Annotated in this window: 23 protein-coding genes and 1 riboswitch; of the genes, 14 read left to right on the top strand and 9 right to left on the bottom strand. The window is 66.7% G+C overall.

The window, feature by feature from the left end:
- Positions 1-4: 4 nt before the first annotated feature.
- The 9 genes from nifN to rpoN all read left to right on the top strand — a co-directional run bounded on the left by nifN (position 5) and on the right by rpoN (position 6,882).
- Positions 5-1,399, top strand: a complete 1,395-nt coding sequence (nifN, locus tag EV663_RS06830; RefSeq protein ID WP_132951043.1) for a nitrogenase iron-molybdenum cofactor biosynthesis protein NifN — start codon at positions 5-7, stop codon at positions 1,397-1,399.
- A 13-nt stretch (positions 1,400-1,412) separates the two neighbouring features.
- Positions 1,413-1,853 carry a nitrogen fixation protein NifX gene (gene nifX, locus EV663_RS06825; protein ID WP_243697894.1) on the top strand — a complete coding sequence of 147 codons (441 nt, stop codon included), beginning with the start codon at positions 1,413-1,415 and terminating at the stop codon, positions 1,851-1,853.
- A complete protein-coding gene (locus EV663_RS06820) occupies positions 1,850-2,323 on the top strand; it encodes a NifX-associated nitrogen fixation protein (RefSeq protein WP_132951041.1) in 474 nt (157 codons plus the stop codon). The genes nifX and EV663_RS06820 overlap by 4 nt, the downstream gene beginning before the upstream one ends.
- Before the next feature lie 14 nt (positions 2,324-2,337).
- On the top strand, positions 2,338-2,640 hold the full coding sequence (gene fdxB, locus EV663_RS06815; protein WP_132951040.1) for a ferredoxin III, nif-specific: 303 nt from the start codon (positions 2,338-2,340) through the stop codon (positions 2,638-2,640).
- Between the two features lie 256 nt (positions 2,641-2,896).
- On the top strand, positions 2,897-3,217 hold the full coding sequence (locus EV663_RS06810) for a HesB/IscA family protein (protein ID WP_132951039.1): 321 nt from the start codon (positions 2,897-2,899) through the stop codon (positions 3,215-3,217).
- Positions 3,218-3,226: 9 nt separating this feature from the next.
- Positions 3,227-3,949 (top strand): iron-sulfur cluster assembly scaffold protein, encoded by a 723-nt coding sequence (locus tag EV663_RS06805; protein ID WP_132951038.1) that lies wholly within the window; start codon positions 3,227-3,229, stop codon positions 3,947-3,949.
- On the top strand, positions 3,946-5,136 hold the full coding sequence (nifV, locus tag EV663_RS06800; RefSeq protein ID WP_132951037.1) for a homocitrate synthase: 1,191 nt from the start codon (positions 3,946-3,948) through the stop codon (positions 5,134-5,136). The genes EV663_RS06805 and nifV overlap by 4 nt, the downstream gene beginning before the upstream one ends.
- A complete protein-coding gene (gene nifW / locus EV663_RS06795; RefSeq protein WP_132951036.1) occupies positions 5,133-5,465 on the top strand; it encodes a nitrogenase-stabilizing/protective protein NifW in 333 nt (110 codons plus the stop codon). The genes nifV and nifW overlap by 4 nt, the downstream gene beginning before the upstream one ends.
- A gap of 115 nt (positions 5,466-5,580) precedes the next feature.
- Positions 5,581-6,882 carry an RNA polymerase factor sigma-54 gene (gene rpoN, locus EV663_RS06790; protein WP_132951035.1) on the top strand — a complete coding sequence of 434 codons (1,302 nt, stop codon included), beginning with the start codon at positions 5,581-5,583 and terminating at the stop codon, positions 6,880-6,882.
- A gap of 11 nt (positions 6,883-6,893) precedes the next feature.
- Here rpoN and EV663_RS06785 read toward each other — a convergent pair whose 3' ends face one another.
- The 7 genes from EV663_RS06785 to EV663_RS06755 all read right to left on the bottom strand — a co-directional run bounded on the left by EV663_RS06785 (position 6,894) and on the right by EV663_RS06755 (position 13,324).
- Entirely contained in the window at positions 6,894-7,649 is a 756-nt protein-coding gene (locus tag EV663_RS06785) for a sulfotransferase family 2 domain-containing protein (RefSeq protein WP_132951034.1), read from the bottom strand.
- Positions 7,650-7,720: 71 nt separating this feature from the next.
- Entirely contained in the window at positions 7,721-8,980 is a 1,260-nt protein-coding gene (gene arsJ, locus EV663_RS06780; protein ID WP_132951033.1) for an organoarsenical effux MFS transporter ArsJ, read from the bottom strand.
- Positions 8,977-9,975: an ArsJ-associated glyceraldehyde-3-phosphate dehydrogenase gene (locus EV663_RS06775; RefSeq protein ID WP_132951032.1), complete on the bottom strand. Its 999-nt coding sequence runs from the start codon at positions 9,973-9,975 to the stop codon at positions 8,977-8,979. Before EV663_RS06775 ends, arsJ begins: the two co-directional genes overlap by 4 nt.
- Positions 9,972-10,811 (bottom strand): arsenate reductase/protein-tyrosine-phosphatase family protein, encoded by an 840-nt coding sequence (locus EV663_RS06770; protein WP_132951031.1) that lies wholly within the window; start codon positions 10,809-10,811, stop codon positions 9,972-9,974. Before EV663_RS06770 ends, EV663_RS06775 begins: the two co-directional genes overlap by 4 nt.
- 109 nt (positions 10,812-10,920) lie before the next feature.
- The gene (locus tag EV663_RS06765; RefSeq protein WP_132951030.1) at positions 10,921-11,655 is read right to left on the bottom strand and encodes an ABC transporter permease; all 735 of its coding nucleotides are present in this window, start codon (positions 11,653-11,655) and stop codon (positions 10,921-10,923) included.
- Complete coding sequence (locus tag EV663_RS06760) at positions 11,652-12,386, bottom strand: ABC transporter ATP-binding protein (protein WP_132951029.1); 735 nt, start codon at positions 12,384-12,386, stop codon at positions 11,652-11,654. Before EV663_RS06760 ends, EV663_RS06765 begins: the two co-directional genes overlap by 4 nt.
- Positions 12,383-13,324, bottom strand: coding sequence for an ABC transporter substrate-binding protein (locus EV663_RS06755; protein ID WP_132951028.1), 942 nt, complete (start codon positions 13,322-13,324; stop codon positions 12,383-12,385). Before EV663_RS06755 ends, EV663_RS06760 begins: the two co-directional genes overlap by 4 nt.
- A gap of 147 nt (positions 13,325-13,471) precedes the next feature.
- Positions 13,472-13,573: riboswitch (TPP riboswitch) on the bottom strand.
- A gap of 178 nt (positions 13,574-13,751) precedes the next feature.
- Between EV663_RS06755 and EV663_RS06750 the strand changes: the two genes are divergently transcribed.
- From EV663_RS06750 to EV663_RS06730, 5 genes are all read left to right on the top strand, one after another.
- On the top strand, positions 13,752-14,915 hold the full coding sequence (locus EV663_RS06750) for an efflux RND transporter periplasmic adaptor subunit (protein ID WP_243697893.1): 1,164 nt from the start codon (positions 13,752-13,754) through the stop codon (positions 14,913-14,915).
- A complete protein-coding gene (locus tag EV663_RS06745) occupies positions 14,908-18,009 on the top strand; it encodes an efflux RND transporter permease subunit (RefSeq protein ID WP_132951026.1) in 3,102 nt (1,033 codons plus the stop codon). The genes EV663_RS06750 and EV663_RS06745 overlap by 8 nt, the downstream gene beginning before the upstream one ends.
- Positions 18,010-18,202: 193 nt before the next feature.
- The gene (locus EV663_RS06740; protein ID WP_132951025.1) at positions 18,203-19,948 is read left to right on the top strand and encodes a sugar phosphorylase; all 1,746 of its coding nucleotides are present in this window, start codon (positions 18,203-18,205) and stop codon (positions 19,946-19,948) included.
- Between the two features lie 54 nt (positions 19,949-20,002).
- Positions 20,003-21,856: a DNA mismatch repair endonuclease MutL gene (gene mutL / locus EV663_RS06735; protein WP_132951024.1), complete on the top strand. Its 1,854-nt coding sequence runs from the start codon at positions 20,003-20,005 to the stop codon at positions 21,854-21,856.
- Positions 21,853-23,043, top strand: coding sequence for a DNA recombination protein RmuC (locus EV663_RS06730; protein WP_132951023.1), 1,191 nt, complete (start codon positions 21,853-21,855; stop codon positions 23,041-23,043). The genes mutL and EV663_RS06730 overlap by 4 nt, the downstream gene beginning before the upstream one ends.
- A gap of 3 nt (positions 23,044-23,046) precedes the next feature.
- On the opposite strand, the gene EV663_RS06725 is transcribed toward EV663_RS06730, so the two are convergent.
- Both EV663_RS06725 and EV663_RS06720 read right to left on the bottom strand, forming a co-directional pair.
- The gene (locus tag EV663_RS06725; RefSeq protein ID WP_132951022.1) at positions 23,047-23,706 is read right to left on the bottom strand and encodes a ChrR family anti-sigma-E factor; all 660 of its coding nucleotides are present in this window, start codon (positions 23,704-23,706) and stop codon (positions 23,047-23,049) included.
- Positions 23,707-23,716: 10 nt separating this feature from the next.
- The gene (locus tag EV663_RS06720; RefSeq protein WP_132951021.1) at positions 23,717-24,367 is read right to left on the bottom strand and encodes a sigma-70 family RNA polymerase sigma factor; all 651 of its coding nucleotides are present in this window, start codon (positions 24,365-24,367) and stop codon (positions 23,717-23,719) included.
- Positions 24,368-24,389 lie beyond the last annotated feature (22 nt).

Here is a 24,389-nt window from a genome sequence, read left to right as displayed (position 1 = left end):
TCCCATGGCCCGCCTGACCCGCCCCCGTCGCGCCGTGTCCACCAACCCGCTGAAGACCAGCGCGCCACTGGGCGCCGCGATGGCCTATCTCGGCATCGAACGCGCGATACCGCTGTTTCACGGCGCCCAGGGCTGCACCGCCTTCGCCATGGTCCACATGGTGCGCCATTTCCGCGAGGCGATCCCGCTGCAGACCACCGCGATGAACGAGGTCTCCACGATCCTGGGCGGCGCCGACCAGATCGAAGAGGCGCTGGCCAACCTGAAGAAACGTGCCAATCCCCGCTTCATCGGCATTGCCTCCACCGCGCTTACCGAAACCCGCGGAGAGGATGTGCCGGCCGAGCTGTCCGACATCCTGGCCCGGCGTCCCGACCTGGCCGATCTCAAGGTGGTCTATGCCTCCACCCCCGATTTCGATGGCGCGATGGAGGATGGCTGGGCCAAGGCCGTGCGGGCGATCATCGACACGATGGTCCCCGAGGTCGACCCGATGTTCTGCGACCGCGACCTGCGGCAGGTGAACCTGCTTCCGGCCAATTACCTGACCCCGGCCGAGGTCGAGGAAATCGTGCGGATGGTCCGCGCCTTCGGGCTGAAACCGATCGTGCTGCCGGACCTGTCGTTTTCGCTGGACGGGCACCTGGCCGACGACTGGTCGGGCTGTTCGCTGGGCGGCACGCCCGTGGACGCGATCCCCGACATGGCCAAATCCGCCGTCACCTTCGCCATCGGCGAAAGCATGCGCGGCGCGGCCGACCTGCTGGGCCAGCGGGGGCACATGCCGGTCCAGGTCTTCCGCTCGCTGACCGGCCTTCAGGCGGTGGACAATTTCGTCTCCGCCCTGATGAACGTCGCCGGCACCGCCGACGCCCCCCCCGCGATCAAGCGCGAGCGCGCCCGCCTGCAGGACGCGATGCTGGACGCGCATTTCCAGACCGGCGGGCTGCGCTACGCCATCGCCGCCGACGCCGATCTTGCCTATGCCCTGACCTCCGCGCTGGCGGGGATGGGGGCAGAGGCCGCCTGCTGCGTGGTCACCTCCCCCGCCAATCCCATCACCGAGGCCATCCCCTCGGACACCGCGATCCTCGGCGATCTCGGCGATCTGGAAGACGGCGCGCGCGAGTCGGGCGCCACCCTGCTGATCAGCCACGCCCATGCCCGCCACGCCGCCGCCGCGACCGGCCTGCCGCTGATCCGCGTGGGCTTTCCGATCAACGACCGCCTCGGCGCGCAGGATGCCTGCCGCGTCGGCTATCGCGGCACCCGCGCCTTCCTGTTCGAGGTCGCCAATGCCGTGCTGGCCCATCCCCACACCGCGCGCCCCGAGGATTTCGGCGCCGCACCCATCGAGCAGGAGTTCGAGCATGACCGCCCGCAGACTGCGCCTCATTGAGCCGGAGGAATCCATGACCAGCGAAACACCCCTGAAAATCGCCATCGCGACCAATGACATGGAACACCTGGACGCGCATTTCGGCTCGGCCAGGAAATTCGCCATCTACGAGGTGACGACCGCCGCCGCCCGGGTGGTCGAGGTGCTGGAATTCGACGATGTCACCGCCCAAAGCGGCCAGCACAACGATATCGACGACCGCATCACCCCCAAGGTCGAGGCGCTGTCGGGCTGTGCGCTGTTGTTCGTGCTGGCGATCGGCGGGCCCTCGGCGGCCAAGGTGGTGCGCGCCGGCATCCACCCGATCAAGCGCAAGGCGCCCGAGCCCATCGCGGAGGTGCTGGCCCAGACCCAGACGATGCTCAAGGGCAGCCCGCCGCCCTTCCTGCGCAAGGTGCTGTGCCGCCCGAAAACCGATTTCGCCGCCGATTACGCCGAGGATGTCAGCGAATGAGTGCCGGAACCGAAACCCTGCCGCGCGGCGGCGAGATGCCCGCAAACGAGTTCCTGAAACAGCTGGCTGCCGTGATCCGCGCCGAGGACAGCTATGGCAGCTGGGACGGCAAACCCGACGCCGAATTGCTGGAAGAATACATCGTCACCGCCGAGGAACGGCGCGAGATGCCGATCATGGGCGACCCGGACCCCGATCTTCTCTGGCGGGTCGAGAAATTCTACGAGGCCGTCGCCCTGCTGCTGGAAAAGCGCACCGGCGCGATGGCCGCGCAGATGTCGAAGATCCACCATGAAGGCTTCGGCCGGATCGTGCTGATTTCGGGTCGGCTTGTGGTGCTGTCGAAACATGTGCGCGACATCCACCGATTTGGTTTCGAAACCTATGTCCGGCTTGCCGAGGCGGGCGAACAGGCCAGCCGAGACGCCGCGGACATGATCGCCCGTTTCCCCGACGCCGCCTCGGCATGATCCAAGGAGTTCCCATGCCCATCACAGCCACCACCCGTGGCGGGACCGAATATGTCCCGGAATTCCTGATGTCGATCGACGTCGAAAAATGCATCGGCTGCGGCCGCTGCTACAAGGTTTGCGCACGCAGCGTGCTGACGCTGAAAGGCGTGACCGACGAGGGCATGATCGTCGACCTCGACGACGAGGATCACGAGGACGAGATAGAACGCAAGGTGATGGTCCTTGCCGATGCCGGCGACTGCATCGGCTGCGGCGCCTGCGCCCGCGTCTGTCCCTCCGCCTGCCAGGTTCACGCCCCCGCCGAGGCTGGCTGACGCCTGGCCCCCTTGCCGGGCCCCGGCCTGCCATCGGCGGGTGTTCTTCCGTCCCCCTTCTTCTTGGGTGAAATACCCCCGCCGGAGGCCAGCGCCCGCCAGGGCGCTTTGTGTCGCAAACCCGCCAATGCGCCGTCCGACAATCGTGACACTCTTCCAGTGCCATGGGCAAACAGGCTGAAAAACCCGGGTCATTTTCTTGGCACGCCTTGTGCTTCCTTCTTGCGAGGGATGCTCGAACCGACAGGAGACGCCGATGATCCAGATCACCCAAGCCGCACGCGACGCGATGGCCACCGCGATAGAGGGGGCGGGGCAACCGATTGCCGGGTTGCGCCTGATGGTGCAATCGGGTGGCTGCGCCGGTCTGCAATACGCCATGGCGCTGGAACTCAGCCGTGAGGATGGCGATGCCGTGGTCGAGGCCGAGGGCGTCACTGTCCTGATCGATCCTGAAAGCCAGGGCTATCTCGTCGGCACGACCATCGATTTCGTCAACGGGCTGGAAGGGTCCGGTTTCGTCTTTGACAACCCCAATGCCGCGGCGGGCTGCGGTTGCGGCAAATCCTTTTGCTGAGGGGCCAAGATGCTGGATTATTCCCCGACCCTGACCGACCATTTCCTCAATCCCCGCAACCGTGGCCTCCTTGAGGATGCCAATGCCCTGGGCCAGGCGGGATCGGTGCGCACGGGGGATGCGCTGCGGCTGATGCTTCGTATCGAGAGCGGTATCGTGGCGGCCGCACGCTTTCAGTCCACGGGCAGCGGCCCCGATATCGCCGCCGCCTCTGCGCTGAGCGAATGCGTGATCGGCAAGACCTTGGCCGAGGCCCGCGCGATCACTGCCGCGCAGGTCGAGACCTTGTTGGGCGGCCTGCCCGAGTCAGAGCGATCGTCGGCACGGGTGGCCGCCGATGCGCTGGCCGCCGCGCTTGGGGATTACGCCCAGCCGCCGGCTTTTCGTGCGGCAAAGGGCAACCGGGCCGCGGTGCCGCTGGCCATCGCGCCTCTGACCCCTACCGCGCCCCGGCCTTTGCCCGCCTCGACGCGCTGCCTTGATTCCGACGAGGAAACCGCCGCCGCGAGGGCCGTCCTGGCCCGGATGCGTCCGCAATTCCAAGCTGATGGTGGCGATGTGGAACTGGTCGATATCATCGGGCCCCGCGTGCGTGTCTTGCTCAAGGGCAGCTGTTCAGGTTGCCAGCTGGCGGGCCTGACGCTGGGCGGGCTGCAAAAGCGGCTGGCCGATGCGCTGGGGCGCGCCGTTCTCGTCGTTCCCGTTCCTGCCCGCAGCGGAGACAGGCCATGACCGTCCCCGTTATTGCGGACGCCTTCGCGCCCGCGATCTGCGACACCACCTTGCGCGATGGCGAACAAGCCGCGGGCGTTGCCTTTTCGGTTGCGGAAAAGGTTGCGATCGCCGTGGCCCTGGATGCGGCCGGGGTGGACGAGGTGGAACTCGGCGTGCCCGCGATGGGGATGGCCGAGGTTCAGGCGATCCGCGAGGCCGCGGCAAGCCTTTCGCGGGCTGCGGGCGTGGCCTGGTGCCGCCTGCGCGAGGGCGACCTCGATCTGGCGGTGCTGACCGGCCTGGGCCGCGTTCACCTGACCGTGCCTGCCTCGGACCGACAACTGGCCGCCAAGCTGGGCAAGACGCGCGACTGGGCACTGGACGAGCTGGACCGACTGGTTCGGTTGGCCGGTGACGCGGGGTTCGCAGTCTCGGTGGGGGCAGAGGATGCCTCGCGCGCCGATCCCGGCTTTCTTGCCCGGATCGCAGAGACCGCGGCCGGGGCGGGGGCGATCCGTCTGCGCCTGGCCGACACGCTGGGCCTGATGGACCCGTTTGCAACGATCGCGCTTGTTGCGCCGCTGGCTGGTGGGCCGCTGCCGCTGGAATTCCATGCCCATGACGATCTGGGCCTTGCCACTGCCAACACGCTGGCTGCGGCCCGCGCGGGGGCAACCCACCTGTCGGTCACCGTCAACGGGCTGGGCGAACGCGCCGGCAACGCCGCGCTGGAACAGGTCGTTGCCGCGCTGGCCGTTCAGGGCCGCCCGACCGGCGTCGCGCTGGATCGGCTCTGTGCGCTGTCCGATCTTGTCGCGCGTGCCTCGGGGCGACAGCTTTGCCTTGGCCGACCCATTGTCGGACGAAATGTCTTTGCTCATGAATCCGGCATCCATGTTGACGGGCTGATGAAGGACCCGGCCACCTACGAGGCGCCCGCGCTCAGCCCCGCGCGGTTTGGTCGGTCCCGCCAGATCGTGTTGGGCAAGCATTCGGGCCTTGCTGCGCTCAGGGCTGCGCTGGCCGATGCGGGCCTGCCTTCCGATCCCGACAGCGCGCGCGCCGTGTTGCCGCTCTTGCGCGACTGGGCCGGGCAGTGGAAACGCCCCGCGACCCCTGCCGATCTTGCCATTCTTGCCGCGCGGGCCGGGGCGCTTGCCCTTCGGCCCGCGCCCTGCGACCCCCAGGAACGGAGCCTGCCATGACCAACGCAACCCGCCCCGGCGTGCTGGACCAGATGCGCGCCCTTTCGTCGGCCGAGGACATGTTTGCCTTTCTCGACCTCGATTATGACCCCTCTGTTCTGAATCGTGCCCGGTTGCACGTCATGAAACGGATGGGCGACTACCTGGCCAAGGTCGATCTGGGCGCCCTTGACGAGGAGGCCATTCGCGCCGAGGCGCAAAAGGCGCTTTGCCGCGCGCATCAGGATTTCGTCAATTCGTCGCCGCGCCAGCAGAAGGCGCTCAAGATCTACGCCCGGTCGCGAGGAAACATTGTGCCGTTGGAGGGGCTTTTGCCGATTTCCCGATGACTGCCGCCGGCCGCTCCGCGCCTTTGCATCGATACGGCAGGGGCGGGTGGTCAACGGGCCGGGGGCGCGGCACAATATTCCCGCGATCGCGGTCGGTTCATGCTAGGCTGATGCCATGGAGATGATGCTCACCCAACGCCAGACGCAGGGTCTGGCCATGACCGAAAGGATGCAGGCCTCGCTCAAGATCCTGCAAATGAGCAATCTCGACCTGGCCGCGCATCTTGCCGAAGAGGCGCTTTCGAATCCCTGCCTGGACGTGGCCCTGCCCGAACCTCTGCCCGAATTGCCCTCGGCGGCGGCTGCCCGCGCGTTTGACCGCGACCCGGTTGCCGCGCTGGAAAGCGGCAAGCCCAGTCTTCACGAACATGTTGCCCGCCAGATCGCCCTTGCCTTTTCCAGCCCCGCCGCGCGCAGGGTGGCATTTGCCTTTGCCGAGGTGCTGGAACCCACCGGCTGGCTTGGTCAGCCGATAGAGGCGGTGGCCGCCACTGCCTGCGTACCGTTGAGCGTGGCCGAGGCCGTGCTGGACAGGCTGCAACAATTCGAACCGGCGGGGCTTTTCGCGCGCGACCTGGCCGAGTGCCTGAAGCTTCAGGCCGAGGATGGCGGGCTTTTCACCTGGGAACTTTCGGTCGTGCTGGATAACCTCGCGATGATTGCCGAGGGGCGTATTGCCGAACTCGCGGATCTGTGTGACGGCACGCCCGACGATGTGCGCAACGCGCTGCGCGCCATTCGCGGCCTCGACCCCAAACCGGGATTGGCCTTTGCCGCCGATCCCGCCCCGATCCTGCCACCCGACTTGCGGGTGACCCGCGGGGATGGCGGATGGCAGGTCGAACTGAACCGGTCGACGATGCCCGCCATCAGTGTGCGCGCCGCCCCTGACAGCCGGGACAATGCCGCGGCGCGCGACTTTTCCAACCGGGCGCTGTCGCGCGCGCGCTGGCTGTGCCGCACGGTGGAACGGCGGCAGGCCACGCTGTTGCGCGCGGCGGCCGCGCTGGTGCGCCGGCAAGAGGCGTTCCTTGAGCAGGGTCAGGCGCATCTGCGTCCGCTGACCACCCAGGACCTGGCCGACGAGATGGAGTTGCACCCCAGCACCATCAGTCGCGCCGTGGCGGGGCGGCTGATCGAAACACCGCGTGGCACGCTGCCCTTGCGCGCGTTCTTCAGCAGGGCCTTCACGCCGGGCACGGGCGAGGTCGGCCCGTCGCAGGACGCGGTTATCGCGTTGGTTCGGGACATCGTGCGCGGCGAGGATGGCACGCATCCCCTCAGCGATGCCGCGATCGCCAGCCAGGCCAAGGGCGCGGGTTTTCCGCTGGCCCGCAGGACGGTTGCGAAATATCGCGAGTTACTGGGTATCCCGTCCTCTTACGACCGGCGTCAGCGCGACTGTGTCGGGGTCTGAGCCTGACCCGCTCAAGGCGTGGGCTGGTAGCCGAACATCGTGAAATCCACCTCGTAGATTTCTCCGATCCGCGCGAGAGTGTCGGGCGTGATGAAATTGGCGTATCCAAAGGGATACGCGGCAACCTCTCGCGCGGGCAGGGTGCCGAGATATCCCTTGGTCGGGGTTTCCGCGACCCTTGTGCGGTTCATCGTCCGGGGGGTCCAGCGCATGCAAAGCCGCTCTGCCAGCGCGGGCATGTCACGATCAAGCGTCTCGACCCGGATCACCTCGTCATAGGCAAAGCCCGCCTGTACAAGATGCGCCGGCACCTGCGTATCCCAATGGCCGTTGATCGGCAGGTGCGGCTTTGGCCGGGTCGCGTGCAGGTCTGCGACGGTATCCAGGAAATCCTCGAAGGTCAGGATGTTATCGTCGGTCTTGTGCCCGCGCATCGCGCAGAAATGATCGTGCAGGTCGCGGGCGAACGGTTCAAGGTCGTCACGATGGCGCAGGGACTTGCCGCGATACTGGCAGAACTTGTTGAAATAGGCGCTGATACAGCGTGTCACGGGATGCCGCGCCAGGATCACCGCGCGGTGGCCCTCTGCCTCGATTGCCTCAAGGCATTTCCGGCTGCCTTTGCTTTCGAGGTGGAAATGCTGTTTGCGGGTCGGGCGCGGGTCCATGTTGTCGGCAAGAAAACCGAACAGCGTGGTGCAGGCCGCCTTTTGCGACCAGAAAAAGACCACCCCGTGGGGGGCGTCGATATAGCCACGCCAGCCCATGCCCGCCTGCCATCCCCATTGCCGTTTCCTGCGCCTAGCACAGGCCCGGTGGCACGGCAATCGGGCAGGGCTCAGGCCGGGCGGGGCGCGACGCTCAGCCGCCCGGACGCCAGCGCCGAAACCGCGACCATCGCGGCAGCCGTGCCCAGCGTCAGCGCCAGCCCGCCAACCTGGTAGGTCAGTCCCGACAGGACCGTGCCGATCAACCGTCCGCCCGCGTTCGCCATGTAATAGAACCCGACATCCATGGTCACCCGTTCCTCGCGGGTAAAGGCAAGGATCAGGTAGGAATGAAGCGCCGAGTTCACCGCGAAGATCGCACCGAACGCCAATAGCCCCGCGACCAGCATCACCGTCAACCAGGGCGCCCGGCCATCGGCCAGAAACGTGGCCAATGACAGTGCCGCGGGTACCGCCAGTAGCATCAGCGCCCAGCGGCGGGCAGCACCGACCAGCTCGGCCTCGGGGCGGGATTTCGCGCGCAGCAGGCGCGGCGCATTGGCTTGAACGACGCCGTAAAGGATGATCCAGACCGCCATGAAGCTGCCGATCAGGAAGAAGGCCGCGCGGTTGCCGGCCTCGGACCCGTCCGACAGCACGGCATAGAAATAGATCGGGATGCCGACGACGAACCACACGTCGCGCGCCCCGAACAGGAACACGCGCGCCGCCGACAGCCAGTTCACGTTGGCCGACTTGGAAAAGACCTCAGAGAATTTCGCACCCTTGCGCCCCCGGGGCAGGCCCGGCGGCATGGCGACCAGCACTGCCACCAGGATCACGGCCAGCACCGCCGCCATCACCAGCACCGCCCAGGTGAATCCCAGCGTGGCCAGCAGCGCGGCACCCAGCAGAAAGCCCACGCCCTTGACCGCGTTCTTGGACCCGGTCAGCACCGCGACCCAGCGAAACAGGCCCCCGTCCTCTTTCGGGGCCAGCAGCTTGACCGCCGACTTGGACGACATCTTGGCCAGGTCCTTGGCCACGCCAGAGGCGCCCTGCACCGCCATCACATAGGCCACCGACAGCCCAATAGCCCAGTCGGGGTTCAGGAAGGCCAGCGCGACAAGGGCGGCGACCTGTATCCCCAGCCCGGCATACAGGGTCGAGGTCAACCCGAACCGTGCGGCCAGCCACCCCGCGGACAGGTTCGTGACCATCCCCGCGATTTCATAAAGGACGAAGAGATAGGCCAACTGGATTGGGCTGAATCCCAGCGTGTGGAAATGAAGCAGCACCAGCATGCGCAGGGCGCCGTCGGTCAGCATGAAGGCCCAATAGGCGGCGGTGACGGCGATATAGGCCGACAGTCCCTCGGGGCGGTGGATCACAGGCTGTCCCCTACCATGAACGCCACATCCACCAGCCGGTGGGCATAGCCCATCTCGTTGTCGTACCAGGCGTAGATCTTTACCTGAGTGCCATCCACCACCATGGTCGACGGTGCATCGACGATACCCGAGCGTGCGTCGTTCACATAGTCCGCGCTGACCAGCGGCCGTTCCTCGTAACCCAGGATGCCCCTTAGCGGTCCCTCGGCGGCGGATTTCAGCAGCGCGTTGACTTCCTCTGCGGTGGTCTTTCGCGCCACCTCGAACACGCAATCGGTGAGCGAGCCGTTCAGCAGCGGCACCCGCACCGCGTGGCCGTTCAGCTTGCCCTTCAATTCGGGGTAGATCAACGTGATCGCCGTGGCGCTGCCCGTGGTGGTGGGGATCAACGAGTTCAGCGCAGACCTTGCCCGGCGCAGGTCCTTGGCGGGGCGGTCGACGATGGTCTGGGTGTTGGTCACGTCGTGGATCGTGGTGATGACCCCGTGTTCGATCCCCAGCCCCTCGTGGATGACCTTGACCACCGGCGCCAGGCAGTTGGTGGTGCAACTGGCCGCGGTGACGATCCGGTGCCGGGCGGGATCGTAGATGTCGTGGTTGATGCCATAGACGATGTTGGCCGCATCCCCGTCCTTGACCGGGGCGGAGACGACGACCTTTTTCACGCCGGCCGCGAAATAGGGGGCGATCCGGGCCTCGGTCTTGAAATAGCCGGTGCAGTCGATCACCACGTCGACACCGTCCAGCGGCAGATCCTCGATCCGGGATGCGCCATGCACGGGCAGGCGCACCCCGTCGATGGTGATGCTGTCCGCATCATGGGAAAACGCGGCGTCCCAGCGCCCGTGTACCGTGTCGAATTCCAGCAGATGCGCATGCATCTCGGGGTCGCCCACCGCGTCGTTGATCCAGGCAATGTCGGCGCCGCGTTCCAGCAGGGGTTTCAGCGCCAGTTTTCCGATGCGGCCCAGGCCGTTCAGCGCATAGGTGGTCATGCCTGCTCCTCGACCGAAGCGATGTCGTCGACCGCCCTTTGCAGGGCGATGCGGTCCAATTGGTCGAAAGGCAGCGCGGCAAAGGCCTTGATCCGGTTTTTCAGCGCGCCATAGGCGTGCTGGAAGGCAAGGCTTTTCTCGGCATCGCTGCCCTCGGCCTTGACCGGGTCGGGCACGCCCCAATGGGCGCTGATCGGCTGGCCTGGCCAGGGCGGGCATTCCTCGTTCGCGGCCTGGTCGCAGACGGTAAAGACGAAATCCATAACCGGCGCATCCGCGCCCTGGAACTCGGCCACGTTCTTGGCGCGCAGGGCGGCGGTATCGTGGCCCTTGTCTTGCAGCACCTGCACGGCAAAGGGGTTGAGTTCCGAATAGGGTTTGGTCCCGGCGGAATAGGCGGTGAACCGGTCGTCGGCCCAGTCGCGCAGGATGGATTCGGCAAAGATCGAGCGGGCGGAGTTGCCGGTGCAGATGAAGAGCACGTTGTATTTTCGGTCAGGCATGGCGGCGGGTCCTGGTTGGGGATGGGGGGCTGTGGGCGCGCAGATGTCGGTGCGCCCGCGGCAGCAATCGAGAAAGAGGTAATCGAAGGTGTCTTGCACCTGGGCTAGCGCAACCGTGTAACGGCGGGATGTCCCCGCGCGGTCCTGCGTGACCAGCCCGGACTGCATCAAGGCGCCCAGATAGGCCGACAGGGTGCTGGGCCGGATATCCAGCGCCGCGGCAATCTCGCCCGCGGCCACACGGTCGGGGTAGCGCCGCATCAACAGCCGAAAGATCGCAAGCCGTTGCGGATGGCCAAGGGTGGCAAGGCGGGAGGGAATCAGATCTTCCATAATTCGAGAATATACGAAATATAGCCTCGGGCCAGCCCTATTTCCTAATTTTTCGAAATAAGGCTGCCCGGCCCGACTGGGACACCCCGGCCCTTTCCCCTGGGTGGCCCTACGCCTCGCGCCCCCAGCGCCGGGCCAGCCGGTCGATGGCGAAGAACAGGGTGACACTCATCCCCGCCAGCACGATCAGCGCAGCAAACATCAGGTCGGTCTGCCCGCGCCCGTTGGCCATCAGCATCAGGTAGCCCAACCCGCGAGACGATCCGACCCATTCGCCCACCACCACCGCAAAAGGGGCATAGACCGCCGCCAGCCGCAGGCCGGAGCCCAGCGCCGGCAGGGCATTGGGCAGTTGCAGCAAGACCAGCTTGCGCAGCGGGCGGGCCTGCAGGGCCTGGGCCAGATCCTCCAGCCCCGGGGGCAGGCGCATCAGCCCGTCGAACAGCGCCGATGTGACCGGGAAATAGATCACCAGCGCCACCATCACGATCTTGGAGGGCGCGCCATAGCCCAGCCATAGCGTGATGATCGGCGCCAGCGCAAAGACCGGCACCGCCTGGGCAAAGACCAGAAGCGGCCGCACCAGCAGCCGCGCCCCGGGCGAAAGCGCAAGCTGCAGCGCCGTGACGATGCCCAACGCCACACCGGCGGCCATGCCCACGGCGAGGTTCAGCGCGGTAAAGCCCGCCTGCCCGGCCAGAACCGCCGCGCTGTCGATCATCGTCCGCGCGACGCGGTCGGGACCGGGCAGGATGAAGGGCGGCAGGTCCGTCGCCCAGACGATCCCCTGCCAGAGCGCAAGGCCAACGCCCGCGGCCAGCCCCAGATGCAACAGCCCCCTCATGCCGCGGCCCGTCCCAGCAGCGCGCCATAGAACGCCCCCTGCGCAGCCAGCGTCTCGGCCGCGTCGATGGGGCGGGGCGGGGAACGGTCAGGCAGGTCCAGCCGCCGCGCGCCCTCGGACCCCAGCAGAAAGGCGCGATGGGCCAGGCGCGCGGCCTCCAGCGGATCATGGGTGATCAGGATCACCGTGCGCCCCGCCAGCATCCGCGCGGCAAGGTCCTGCATCGCCGCCCGCGTGCCTGCGTCCAGCGCCGAGAAAGGTTCGTCCAGCACCACCACCGGCTTGTCCTCGATCAGGGTGCGCACCAGCGCCACGCGCTGGCGCTGACCGCCGGACAGCTGCGCGGGGCGGCGATGTTCCAGCCCATTCAGCCCGGCCCTGGCCAGCAGCGTGCGGGCGCGCGCCCGGTCGGGGGCCTTGCCCCGCAGCTGCGCACCGATGGTCGCGTTGGACAGGGCATTGGCCCAGGGCAACAACTGATCGCCCTGCGCCATCACCGCGACACGACCCGCAAGGGGGCGGTCGTCGCTGGCCGCGATCCCGCCGATCAGGCGCGCCGGTGTGGCCAGCCCCGCGATCAGCCGCCCCAGCGTGGACTTGCCCACGCCGGACCGGCCCAACAGGACGGTCCAGCCCCCGCCCGGCACCTCCAGCAACAGATCCCGGCACAAGGTCTGCGTCCCCAGCCGCAGATCGCCGGCGATCCGCAGCGCGGGTGCCGCCCCCGTCATGGCGCGGTCACGTCGATGGCCAGGTCTGCGACCGGCAGCCCGCCTTGGGTGGCGCCCGCCTCGGCCAGGAACGCCTCGAACCGCGCATAGCGCCCGGCATCCATCGCGGCGGGCCGGGTGGCGAAACGCGGCCAGGTATCGGCCCAGGCGCGGCGGTTCAGTTCCGTGTCCAGCTCGGGCGCGGTGGCGGCGAAGATTTCCCACGCACGGTCGGGGTGGTTCAGGATGAAGGCGGCCGCGCGTTCCGTCGCGCGCAGGAACCGGGCGATGGCGTCGCGGTTCATGCGGTCGGGGTTGGCGACATAGATCAGCTCGTCATAGGCGGGCACGCCCTGTTCCTCGGGGTTGAAGCAGCGGCCGGGGCGGCCTTCCATCGCCAGGTGGTTCAGTTCGAAATTGCGGAACGCACCGATCACCCCGTCGACCTGCCCCGACATCAGCGCGGGCGAGATCGACCAGCCGACATTGATCTGCTGCACATCCTCGGGCGCCAGCCCCGCATTGGCCAGCATGGCGTTCAGCATCACCTCCTGCACGCCGGCCACGGCAAATCCGACCTTGCCGCCCTTCAGGTCGGTGAGGGTTTCCACCGGCCCGTCGGCCAGCACCACCAGGCAGGACAGCGGGGTAGAGATCAGCGTGCCCACCCGAACCAGCGGCAGGCCCGCATGGCGGCTGAGATGCAACTGCGGCTGATAGCTGACCGCCAGATCGACACGCCCGGCGGCGGCCATGCGCGGCGGGTCGTTGGGATCGGCGGGGCTGACGGTTTCGACCTCCAGCCCGGCCCGGGCGAAATAGCCCAGTTCCTGCGCAATCACGACGGGGCCGTGATCGGGATTGGTAAACCAGTCCAGCATGACGGTCAGCCGGTCCTGCGCGGCGGCGGGTACGACGGCTGCACACCAAAGGCAAAGGGCGGCAAAAATGGGTTTCATCATGTCTCCTTTCAGAAAGGGGCGACGGGAATGCAGACGGAGCCCCGCGGGGCGGGGGAGGGTCGAAATAACAGGTCCGCGTGACATTCCGCGTCTCCATGGCCAAAAGGATCGATGGGCTCGGAGACGGACAGGGGCCCTGAGGCCCTTTACGATGTTACCGTTCCCTACGCCGGTACGATCCGGATCAGGTTCGATGGGTTGGCGCGCGGCCTCTCAGCCCCTTGCGGGGCACCCCAACGGTTCGTGGAACAATGTTAGGGTGCGAAAGGGCCGGGGACAAGCCCGCCGATGCGTTGAGATGCCGGCTTGCGGCCGCGCGGGCGGCGGCCCGCCACATCCGCGTGAGATGAAAGTGACTTTCCGTGCTGCGCGCTATGTGCTTGGTTCTCATATCGGCAACCGTTATCCGCATGGTGGCGTCAGAATGATCCGGCAACTTGTCCTTTCCGCGGCAATCATCGCGGCGACGCTCGGGCTGTGGATCGTCTATGTGCCCTCTGCGCTGCCGGTTCTTGACCGGATCGGGGCGCTGGGCGTTCTGGGTATCGACCCGCCCGTGCCCGAAACAGCAGCCGGCGGGCGGCGTAATGTCGGGGGTCCGGCGACGGTGGTGGCGGCCGAGGTCGAGGCGGGCAAGATCCGCGATCGCGTGATCGCCATCGGCGACGCCAAGGCGTTGCGCACTGTGACGGTCCGGACAAAGGTCGCCGGTCAGATCGTGGAACTTGGCATCCAGGATGGCGACTATGTTGATGCGGGCGACAGGCTGGTGCGGCTGGACGACGAGGCCGAGAGGATCGCGGTGGAACGCGCCCGCCTGGTGCTGGAGGATGCCCGCGACGAGGCCCTGCGCGTAAAGCGGCTGGAAACCACCGGCGCCGTGACCGAGGTGCGCCGCCGCGAGGCCGATCTTGCCCTGCGCACTGCTGAGCTGGAATTGCGCCAGGCCGAGTTTGACCTTGCCGAACGCATCGTGCGCGCGCCATTCGCCGGGTCGGTGGGCGTTCTGGATATCGCGGTGGGAGACCGCGTTTCAGGTGGTGACAGCGTGGCAACGCTGACCGACAATTCACAGATCCTGATCGATTTTCGCGTGCCGGAGCGGGTTGTCGGCCAGGTTTCGCCTGGCCTGGCGCTGATCGCGCGCCCGTTGGGGCTGGTCGATCTGGAACTGGCGGGCGAGGTGCATGCCGTAGACAATGTCGTGGACAGCACCAGCCGCACGCTGCGCGTTCAGGGGCGGGTCGAAAACGCCGGTGACATGTTGCGCGGCGGCATGGCATTCGAGGTCGAGCTGGGGTTCCCGGGTGAGACGCTGCCGAAGGTGGACCCGCTTGCCGTGCAATGGTCCAGCGAGGGCGCCTATGTCTGGGTGGTACGCGATGGCAAGGCTGCGCGCGTTGCGGTCACGATCCGACAGCGCAATGCCGATGCGGTGCTGGTCGAGTCCGAGCTCGTGCCGGGGGACCGGGTGGTGACCGAGGGCGTGCAGGCGCTGCGCGAGGGTACCGAGCTGCGCATCGTCGAGCCGCAGGCAAGGATGCGCCCGGCCGGGCCGGGCGCCCTCGAGGGGGCGCGCGATGCTTGAACAGGCCAGCCGCGCGGCCGAGGGGGGCGGACCGGCGCTGTTCGTGCGCCGCCCGATCCTCGCGCTGGTAGTCAGCGCGCTGATCGTTCTGTCGGGGCTGGCTGCGCTGTTCGGCGTCGAGATTCGCGAATTGCCGAACGTGGATCGTCCCGTGGTCACCGTTACGACGCAATTCCCCGGCGCCTCGCCCGAAACCATCGACCAGGAAATCACCGGGCGGATCGAGGGCGCCGTGGGCCGGGTGGCCGGAATTCGCGCGATTTCGTCCAATTCACGTTTCGGGCGCAGTCGGGTCACGCTGGAATTTTCAGAGAATGTCGATATCGACGTTGCTGCAACGGATACACGCGACGCGGTGGCCCGCATCGCGGGCGACCTGCCCGACGGGGCCGAGGCCCCCGAGATCGTCAAGGCAGACGCCGATGCTCAGCCGGTGATGCGGATCGCCGTCACCTCGCCGAGCCGGTCCTCGCACGAATTGACCGAGATCGTACAAGAGCGCGTCGAGGACCGCATCGTATCCGTGGCGGGCGTGGCCGATGTCAATATCTATGGCGATGCCGAGCCGATCTTTCGCGTCGATATAGACCAGGCGCGGCTGGCGGCGCGTGGCCTGACGCTGGCCGATATCGCCGCGGCGCTTTCGGATGCGGGGTTCAACGCGGCGGCGGGCGACCTGGAGGGCAAGAGCCAGTCGATCAACGTGCGCACCACCGCGATGGTGGCCTCGGCCTCGGCCTTCGAGGGGGTGCTGGTCGCGCCGGATGTCTATCTGCGTGACCTGGCCCGCGTCAGCCTGGGCCCAGCCCCGGACGAAACCATCCTGCGCGCCAACGGCCAGTCGGGCGTGGGCATGGGCGTGATCCGGCAGGCAGGCAGCAACACGCTGGACATCTCGCGCGCGGTGCGCGCGGCGGTGGATGAACTCGACCGCACGCTGCCCGATGACATATCGATCTTTGTCACGTCGGATGACGCGGTGTTCGTGAAAGGCGCCATCGTCGAGGTGCTAAAGACGCTGGGGCTGGCGGTCGCAATCGTCGTGCTGGTGATCTTCCTGTTCCTGCGCGATCTGCGCGCCACGCTGATCCCTGCGTTGACCATGCCCGTGGCACTGATCGGCACGCTGGCGGCGATCCATGTCGTGGGGTTCTCGGTCAACATCCTGACGCTTCTGGCGCTGGTGCTGGCGACCGGGCTGGTGGTCGACGATGCCATCGTGGTGCTGGAAAACATCGTGCGCCGCCGGGCAGAGGGCATGGGGGCGCGCGCCGCGGCAGTGCTGGGTACAAAGCAGGTTTTCTTTGCGGTCGTCACCACCACCGCGACGCTGGCCGCGGTGTTCGTGCCCTTGTCATTCCTTCCCGGACAGGCGGGGGGACTTTTCCGCGAATTCGGCTTTACGCTGGCCATCGCCGTGGCGATCTCGTCGGTCGTGGCGTTGACGCTGTGCCCGGTCCTGGCAAGCCGCATGCTCGCGGGAGGAAGCGAACAGGGTCGCGGGCCCCTCGCATGGATCGGGGCGAGACTTGGCGCGCTTTATGCGCAGACGCTTCGCTGGGCATTGGCTGCGCCGCTGGCTATCGTAGTGGCGGCCGTGCTGTTCGCGCTGACCGCGGTTTTCATCGCCGGCGGCATTCGTCAAGAACTGACCCCGCGCGAGGATCGCGCGGTGGCCTTGCTGCGCATCACCGCGCCGCAGGGCGTATCGCTGGACTACACCCAGTCGCGGATGCGCGCGATCGAGGACGCGGTGGAACCGCTGCGCCAAGACGGCGAGATCACCAATATCTTCTCTATCTCGGGCTTTGGCGCAGATAATCGCGGTTTCATGGTGTTCTCTCTGGCCCGCTGGGGTGATCGCGACCGTGGCCAACAGCAGATCGTGGACGACATCAACGCCCGGCTTCGGGGGATCGTGGGGGTGCGGGCCTTCGTGATCCAGCCCAATTCCCTGGGCATCCGCGGCGCGGGGCGCGGGCTCAGTTTTGCCATCACGGGCGACAGCTATGACCAGCTTGCCGATCTGTCCGAGGCGCTGGTGGCGCGGATGGAGGAAAACCCCGCATTCGGTGCGGTCCAACTTGAGTACGAGCGCACACAGCCGCAGCTTTTCGTGGAAATCGACCGGATGCGGGCCTCTGACCTTGGTATCGACATCACCGGGCTGGGGCACGCCCTGCGCGCGGTGCTGAACGGGCGCAGCGTGGCATCGGTCTTTATCGGGGATCAAAGCTACGACGTGCAGTTGCTGTCGAGTTCGGATCCGGTGGACGATCCCGGCGACCTGGAAAACGTTTTCGTCAAGACCGCGGCGGGCCAAATGGTGCCAATGTCCAGTTTCGTCCGCCTCGAAGAACGCGCCGTAGCGCCCGAACTGGACCGCGAGGACCAGAGCAGGTCGGTCGAGATTTCCGCGGGCCTGACCCCTGATTTTGCACTTGGCGATGCCTTGCGCGAGGTGGAGCGGCTGGCCCAGGACCTGCTGGCCGAGGAAAACCGGATCGTGCCGCTGGGTGAGGCGGCGACGCTGAACCAGACCAATTCGGGGCTCGTCATCGTCTTTGGCTTTGCCATCGCTATCGTGTTCCTCGTTCTCGCCGCCCAGTTCGAAAGCTTTGTCTCGGCCGTTGTGGTCATGGCCACCGTGCCGCTGGGGCTGGCCTGCGCGGTTGTCGCGCTGGCCGTCACCGGGCTCAGCCTGAATGTATACTCGCAGATTGGTCTCGTGATGCTGATCGGGATCATGGCCAAGAACGGTATCCTGATCGTGGAATTCGCCAATCAGTTGCGCGATGGCGGTGCGGCGGTGCGAGAGGCGATCCTGGATGCGGCCACGATCCGCCTGCGTCCGGTGATGATGACGATGACCTCGACCGTTCTGGGGGGCGTGCCGCTGATCCTGTCCTCGGGTGCCGGTGCAGAGGCGCGCGAGGCTCTGGGCTGGGTGATCGTGGGCGGCCTGGGGCTGGCAACGCTGTCGACGCTTTATCTAACGCCGGTGGCCTATCTCGTTTTGGCGCGCTTTTCACCGCCGCGGGCCGAGGAAACACGGCGCCTTGCCCGCGAACTGGAAGAGGCCCTGTCGGGCTGAGACGTGTGGAACGCCCCCGCCCGGCCGGGGCGCGCCGGCAGGAACAACCACGCCACCCCGTACCCGGTCACGCTGCGGGCAGGGTGGGCAAATCCTGTGCGCGGGGGCGATGCGATCTGCGGCGCCGGCAGCGCCGCCTTGCCTTTGGCGATGAGGCGCGCAAGGATTCGGGAACATACAGGCCCGGACCGCCATGACAGAACCCGCCCAAAATCTCAGCATGAAACTGGCCGAACTGATCGGCCGTATTTATCCCGGCCAGGATTGTGACCTGTTGGTTGCGCAGGTGCTCGCCGCGTTCTGGCCAGAGGGCCACCATCCGCGCCGACGTGCCCGCATGCCATCAAACCGCCTGTGGTCTCCGCGCGACGCGATGGTGATCACCTATGGCAACACGATCCGGGACGGCCAGCACAAGCCGCTGGATCTGCTGCACGACTTTCTGCACCGCTTTCTGCGGGGCACGGTCAGCTCGGTGCATATCCTGCCGTTCTTTCCCTTTACCTCGGATGACGGGTTCGCGGTGACCGATTACCGCGCGGTCAATTCCAACCTGGGCGACTGGGCCGACATCAAACGTATCGCCGACGATTTCACCGTGATGTCCGATCTGGTTCTGAACCACGTCTCCAGCCAGTCGGCCTGGTTCAACGACTACCGCCAGGGCAAACCGCCCTATGACCGGTTCTTCTTCGAGGCCTCGCCCGATGACGACCTGTCGCCGGTGGTGCGCCCGCGGACCAGTCCGCTGCTGCGCGAGGTCGAGACGGCCAATGGCGTGCGCCATGTCTGGTGCACCTTCAGCCACGACCAGGTGGACCTGGATTTCCGCAACCCCGAGGTTCTGCTGGAATTCCTGCGGATCATGCGGCTGCATGTCGACAACGGTATCCGCATCGTGCGGCTGGATGCCGTGGCCTTCCTGTGGAAGGAGGCCGGCACGCCCTCGATCCACATGCCCCAGACCCACGCCATCGTGCAGCTGATGCGCGTGCTGTGCGATTTCGCGGTCGAACCGATCATCCTGTTGACCGAAACCAACGTGCCCAATGTCGAGAACCTGTCCTATTTCGGCAACCGGAACGAGGCGCACGCGGTCTACAACTTTTCGCTGCCGCCGCTGATCCTGCATGCGCTGTTGTCGGGCACGGCGCAATATTTGCACCGCTGGCAGGCCACGATGCCGCCGGCGCAACTGGGCTGTGCCTATCTGAACTTTACCGCATCGCATGACGGCATCGGGATGCGGCCCGTCGAGGGGCTGTTGCCCGAGGACGAGATCGGCCAGATCATCGCCACCGTCCGCGCCTTTGGCGGCGAGGTGTCGATGCGCACGTTGAACGGCGGCGGCGAGGCGCCCTATGAGCTGAACATCACCTGGTTCGATGCGATGCGGGGTACCTTTGCCGGCGAGGATGACCATCAGTTTGCCCGGTTCCTGTGTTCGCAGACCATCGTCATGGCGCTGGAGGGCGTTCCGGCCTTCTACATCCATTCCCTGCTGGCCACGCCGAACGATCACGCGGGGGTGGAAAAGACCGGGGTGAAACGCGCGATCAACCGCCATCGCTGGGATTACCCGACGCTTCTGGCGCGGCTCGACGATCCGGCCTCGACCCAGGCGCAGGTTTTGCGCCATATGAAGCGCCGTATCGACATCCGCCGCCGGCAGCCGGCCTTTCATCCCAACGCGACGCAATTCACGCTGCACCTGGATCACCGCCTGTTCGGGCTATGGCGCCAAAGCCTGGATCGTGACCAGTCGATTTTCGCGCTGCACAATGTCAGCGGCGAAGAGGTCTTCGTCCCGCCCCTGTCGATCAACCTGATCGGGGGCGAGGATTGGGTGGACCTGCTGTCGGGCGAGACGATCTCGCCCACCGGGCCGGAGATTCCCTTCGCCCCCTACCAGTGCCGCTGGATCACCAACCGCGCCTGACCGCCCCGCCTTCCCCATGGCCGAATCGCCGCAGGGCATGCTATCGCTTGTGGCATGAACTCCCCAGCCCCCAACATACGCGCAGAGACCCCCATAATTCGCCAGTTGGACGAGGCCGCGATCAATCGCATCGCCGCCGGCGAGGTGGTCGAACGTCCGGCCTCTGCCGTCAAGGAACTGGTTGAAAACGCCCTGGACGCGGGCGCGCGGCGGATCGAGGTCGCCCAGGCCGAGGGCGGCAAGACGCTGATCCGGGTCACCGACGATGGCTGCGGCATTCCGGCGGGCGACCTGCCGCTGGCGCTGGCCCGCCACGCCACGTCCAAGATCGACGGCAGCGACCTGTTGAACATCCACAGCTTCGGCTTTCGCGGCGAGGCGTTGCCCTCGCTGGGGGCGGTGGGGCGGCTGACCATCACCTCGCGCGCCGCGGGGGGCGAGGGCGCGCGCATCACCGTGTCCGGCGGGCAGATGGGGCAGGTCACGCCCGCGGCCCTGTCGCGCGGCACCGTGGTGGAGCTACGCGATCTGTTCTACGCCACGCCCGCGCGGCTGAAATTCCTTCGTTCCGACCGGGCCGAGGCGCAGGCGATCGCGGACGTGATCAAGCGGCTGGCGATGGCCGAGCCTTTCGTGGGTTTTACCCTGCGCGATGTCTCGGGCGGGGGCGAGGGGCGCGTGACCTTCCGTGCCGATGCGGAAACCGGCGATCTGTTCGACGCGCTGCACCGGCGGCTGGGGCGCGTGCTGGGCCACGAGTTCGCGGAAAACGCCCTGCCGATCGAGGCCACCCGCGAAGAGATCACGTTGACGGGCTATGCCGCCCTGCCGACCTATTCGCGCGGCTCGTCGGTCGCGCAATACCTGTTCGTCAATGGCCGCCCGGTGCGGGACAAGCTGCTGATCGGGGCGCTGCGCGGGGCCTATGCCGATTTCCTGTCGCGCGACCGGCACCCCGCGGCGGTGCTGTTCGTCGATTGCGACCCGCATCTGGTGGACGTGAACGTGCACCCGGCCAAGGCCGAGGTCCGGTTCCGCGCGCCGGGCGTCGTGCGCGGGCTGATCGTTTCGGCCCTGCGCCACGCGCTGGCCGAGGCCGGGCACCGGGCCTCCACCACCGTGGCGGGCGCGACCCTGGGTGCGATGCGGCCCGAACCCGTTTTCCCCCGCGTCTACCAGATGGATCGGCCCAGCCCCGGCGCCCTGTCGGCGGCCTATGCCGCACAGGCGCCGATGCCGATGCCGCCCGCGCAATCGTCGCTGGGGGGCGATCTGGCCGAACCCTCGGCCCGGTTCGAGCCGGCCGAGCCCGCGCCCGAGGCGACCGCCCTGCCGCTGGGCGCGGCGCGCGCGCAGGTGCATGAAAATTACATCATCGCCCAGACCGAAACCGGCATGGTCCTGGTCGATCAGCACGCCGCCCATGAGCGGCTGGTCTACGAGAAACTCAAACGCCAGATGGCGGAGAACGGTGTTGCCGCGCAGGCCCTGCTGATCCCCGAGATCGTGACCCTGTCCGAGGGTGACGCCGCGGCGCTGATGGATCATGCGGACACGCTGGCCCGCCTTGGCTTGACGGTGGAACCCTTCGGCCCCGGAACGGTTGCGGTGCGCGAAACCCCCGCCCTGCTGGGCGAGGTGAACGCCGAGGCGCTGATCCGCGATATCGTGGACGAGTTGACTGACCTGGGCGACAGCCAGACCCTGCAAGCCCGGATCGAGGCGATCCTTAGCCGCGTGGCCTGCCATGGCTCTATCCGCTCTGGCCGGCGGATGCGGGTGGACGAGATGAACGCGCTCTTGCGCGAGATGGAGGCGACGCCCCATTCGGGCCAGTGCAACCACGGGCGGCCGACCTATGTGGAACTGCGGCTGGCGGATATCGAACGGCTGTTCGGGCGCACATGATCCAGGTCGGTCAGGAAATCGTCCTTAACGGGCGGGTCTATCAGTGGACCGATCCGGTTGTTCTGGCCGCCGGGGGCGCGCTGGCCTTGGTGCTGCTGATCCTGCTGTTGCTGTTCCTGGCGGTGCGCCGCGCCGGGCGGTCGGCGGAGCTGGCCGAACCCCTGATCTACCAGATGGATCAACTGGCCCGCCGGGTAGAGGCCCTGGGCGACGGGCAGCACAAGCTGGCCGGCGGGCTGACCCATGTCGCAGAGGCGCAATCGGCCAGCCAGGCGAACATGCTGAAACTGATGGAGGCGCGGCTGGGCCTCGTCACCCAGCAGATGAACCAGAACCTTGAGGGCGCATCGCGCCGGACCGCGCATTCCTTGGGTGAATTGCAGCAGCGGCTGGCCACCATCGACAAGGCCCAGGCCAATATCGAGAAACTGTCGGGCGACGTTCTGTCGTTGCAGGACATCCTGTCGAACAAGCAGACCCGCGGCGCCTTTGGCGAAATCCAGTTGCACGACATCGTGGGCAAGGCGCTGCCCGCCGACAGCTATGCGATGCAGGTCACGCTGTCGAACGGCAAGCGGGCCGATTGCCTGATCCACCTGCCCAATCCGCCCGGGCCCATCGTGATCGACTCGAAATTCCCGCTGGAGGCCTACGAGGCGCTGCGCCGGGCCGATACGCAATGGGAGTTGAACGAGGCCGCCAAGATGCTGCGGACCTCTGTCCGCACCCATATCAAGGCGATTTCCGACAAGTATATCCTTGAAGGCGAAACCGCCGACGGCGCGCTGATGTTCCTGCCGTCAGAGGCGATTTATGCCGAAATTCATGCCAATTTTCCCGAACTCGTGCGCGAGGGATTCGAGGCGCGGGTCTGGATCGTGTCGCCCACCACCTGCATGGCCACGCTGAATACGATGCGCGCGATCCTGAAAGACGCGCGGATGCGCGAACAGGCGGGCGCGATCCGCAAGACGCTGAAACAACTGCACCGCGATGTGGAACTGGTGGTGGAGCGGGTGGACAAGTTGCACACCCATTTCTCCCAGGCCCGGGCCGACCTGGACGGGATCGGGGTGGCTGCCGAACGCGCGGGAAAGCGGGCCGCTCGGCTGGACAATTTCGATTTCGAGGATCTGGGACCCGAGCCGGGCGCGCATGTCGTGCCCCTCGGCCGTTCGTCCGAGTGACGTTCAGATCCCCAGGAAGGGCTGGGCGATCCGGGGCAGGAACCCGGTAAATTTCAGCCGCGCGTCGGTCGCCACGAGACAGATGCAATCGGCCCCTTGTGTTGCGACGGGGGTGTGTTCCATGTCCGCATCCGCAACCTCTACATCGCCGCGGGCAAAATGGCCGTCCTCATCCTCGAACGCGCCCTGCAGAACCAGCGTCAGCTCGGTGCCGTTATGCCCGTGATCGGGCATCGCCACGCCCGCGGGAATATGGAGAAGTCGTGCCGAGGCACCTTTGTCGGTAGGCAGCACGGCCTGGCGCACCTTGCCCCCGAACGACCGCCATTCGACCGTGTCGAGGTCGCCGCCGACATAGTCGCGCAACGGCCGCGGAAAAAGCCCCGGTTTCTGCGGGGCGACGGATGCCGCGGTGTCGCCGGTCGCGTGCATCTGGCCGATCAGGATCATCGTGGCCGCAAGGCTGTCGGCGGTCATCTCGGCGGTTTCGCTTTCTTCCAGGATCGCGCCGCCCACGGCCTCGTATTCGCCAAGCCGCGCACGGCATTCGTCGCAAAGAGATACGTGGCTTGCCACGACGAGACTGAACGCCTCTGGCAGGTTGCCAGCAGCATAGGCCATCAGCAGATCGTCGGTCAGGTGGTGTTTGATCATCGTGCTCATTGTCGTCTCTTCACTTCATTTCCTGGCGCAGACGCTCCAGCGCCAGACGCAGCCGAGATTTGATCGTTCCCAGCGGCAGTCCCGTCTCGGCGGCGATCTCGCTGTGCGAGAGTTCTCCGAAATAGGCTCGCTCGATCAGCAGGCGCTGCGCCTCTGGCAGGGTGGCCAGCGCCTTGCCCAGTTGTTCGCTTTCCTGTTGCAGGGCGATGGTTTCGGCCTGGTCGGGTTCATGTTCCGGCCCCCAGGTCAGTTCCTCTGGCTCGGGGCGGCGACTCTTGCGCAGGGCGTCGATCCTGCGGTTGCGCGCGATGGTAAATATCCACGTCGCCACGCTCGCCCGCTCGGGATCGAACAGATGCGCCTTGTGCCAAAGTGTCGCCATGACATCCTGCGCCACCTCCTCTGCCAAGGGCGCATCGGCCCCCGATTTCATCAAGAACGCCTTAACACGCGGGGCGAAATGGTCGAAAAGCTGTGAAAAGGCGCGCTGATCCTTGCGTGCCCCGACGGCCTCTACCAGTTTCACCCAGCCCGCATCGGGCGTTTCGTCTTGTGTCACGGTCCTGACCTTGTCGGTTTCGTGTTGCGCCATGGGGGCAGAATATGCCCGCCCCACTGGTACTGCATCCGATTTTTCGACGGCATGTGGCCCGTTCAACATGCACCTGATACGGGCGGGCGCG

This window comes from Rhodovulum bhavnagarense (assembly GCF_004343505.1).
GTDB classification, from domain to species: domain Bacteria; phylum Pseudomonadota; class Alphaproteobacteria; order Rhodobacterales; family Rhodobacteraceae; genus Rhodovulum; species Rhodovulum bhavnagarense.
This window is presented reverse-complemented; position numbering and strand designations above follow the sequence as displayed.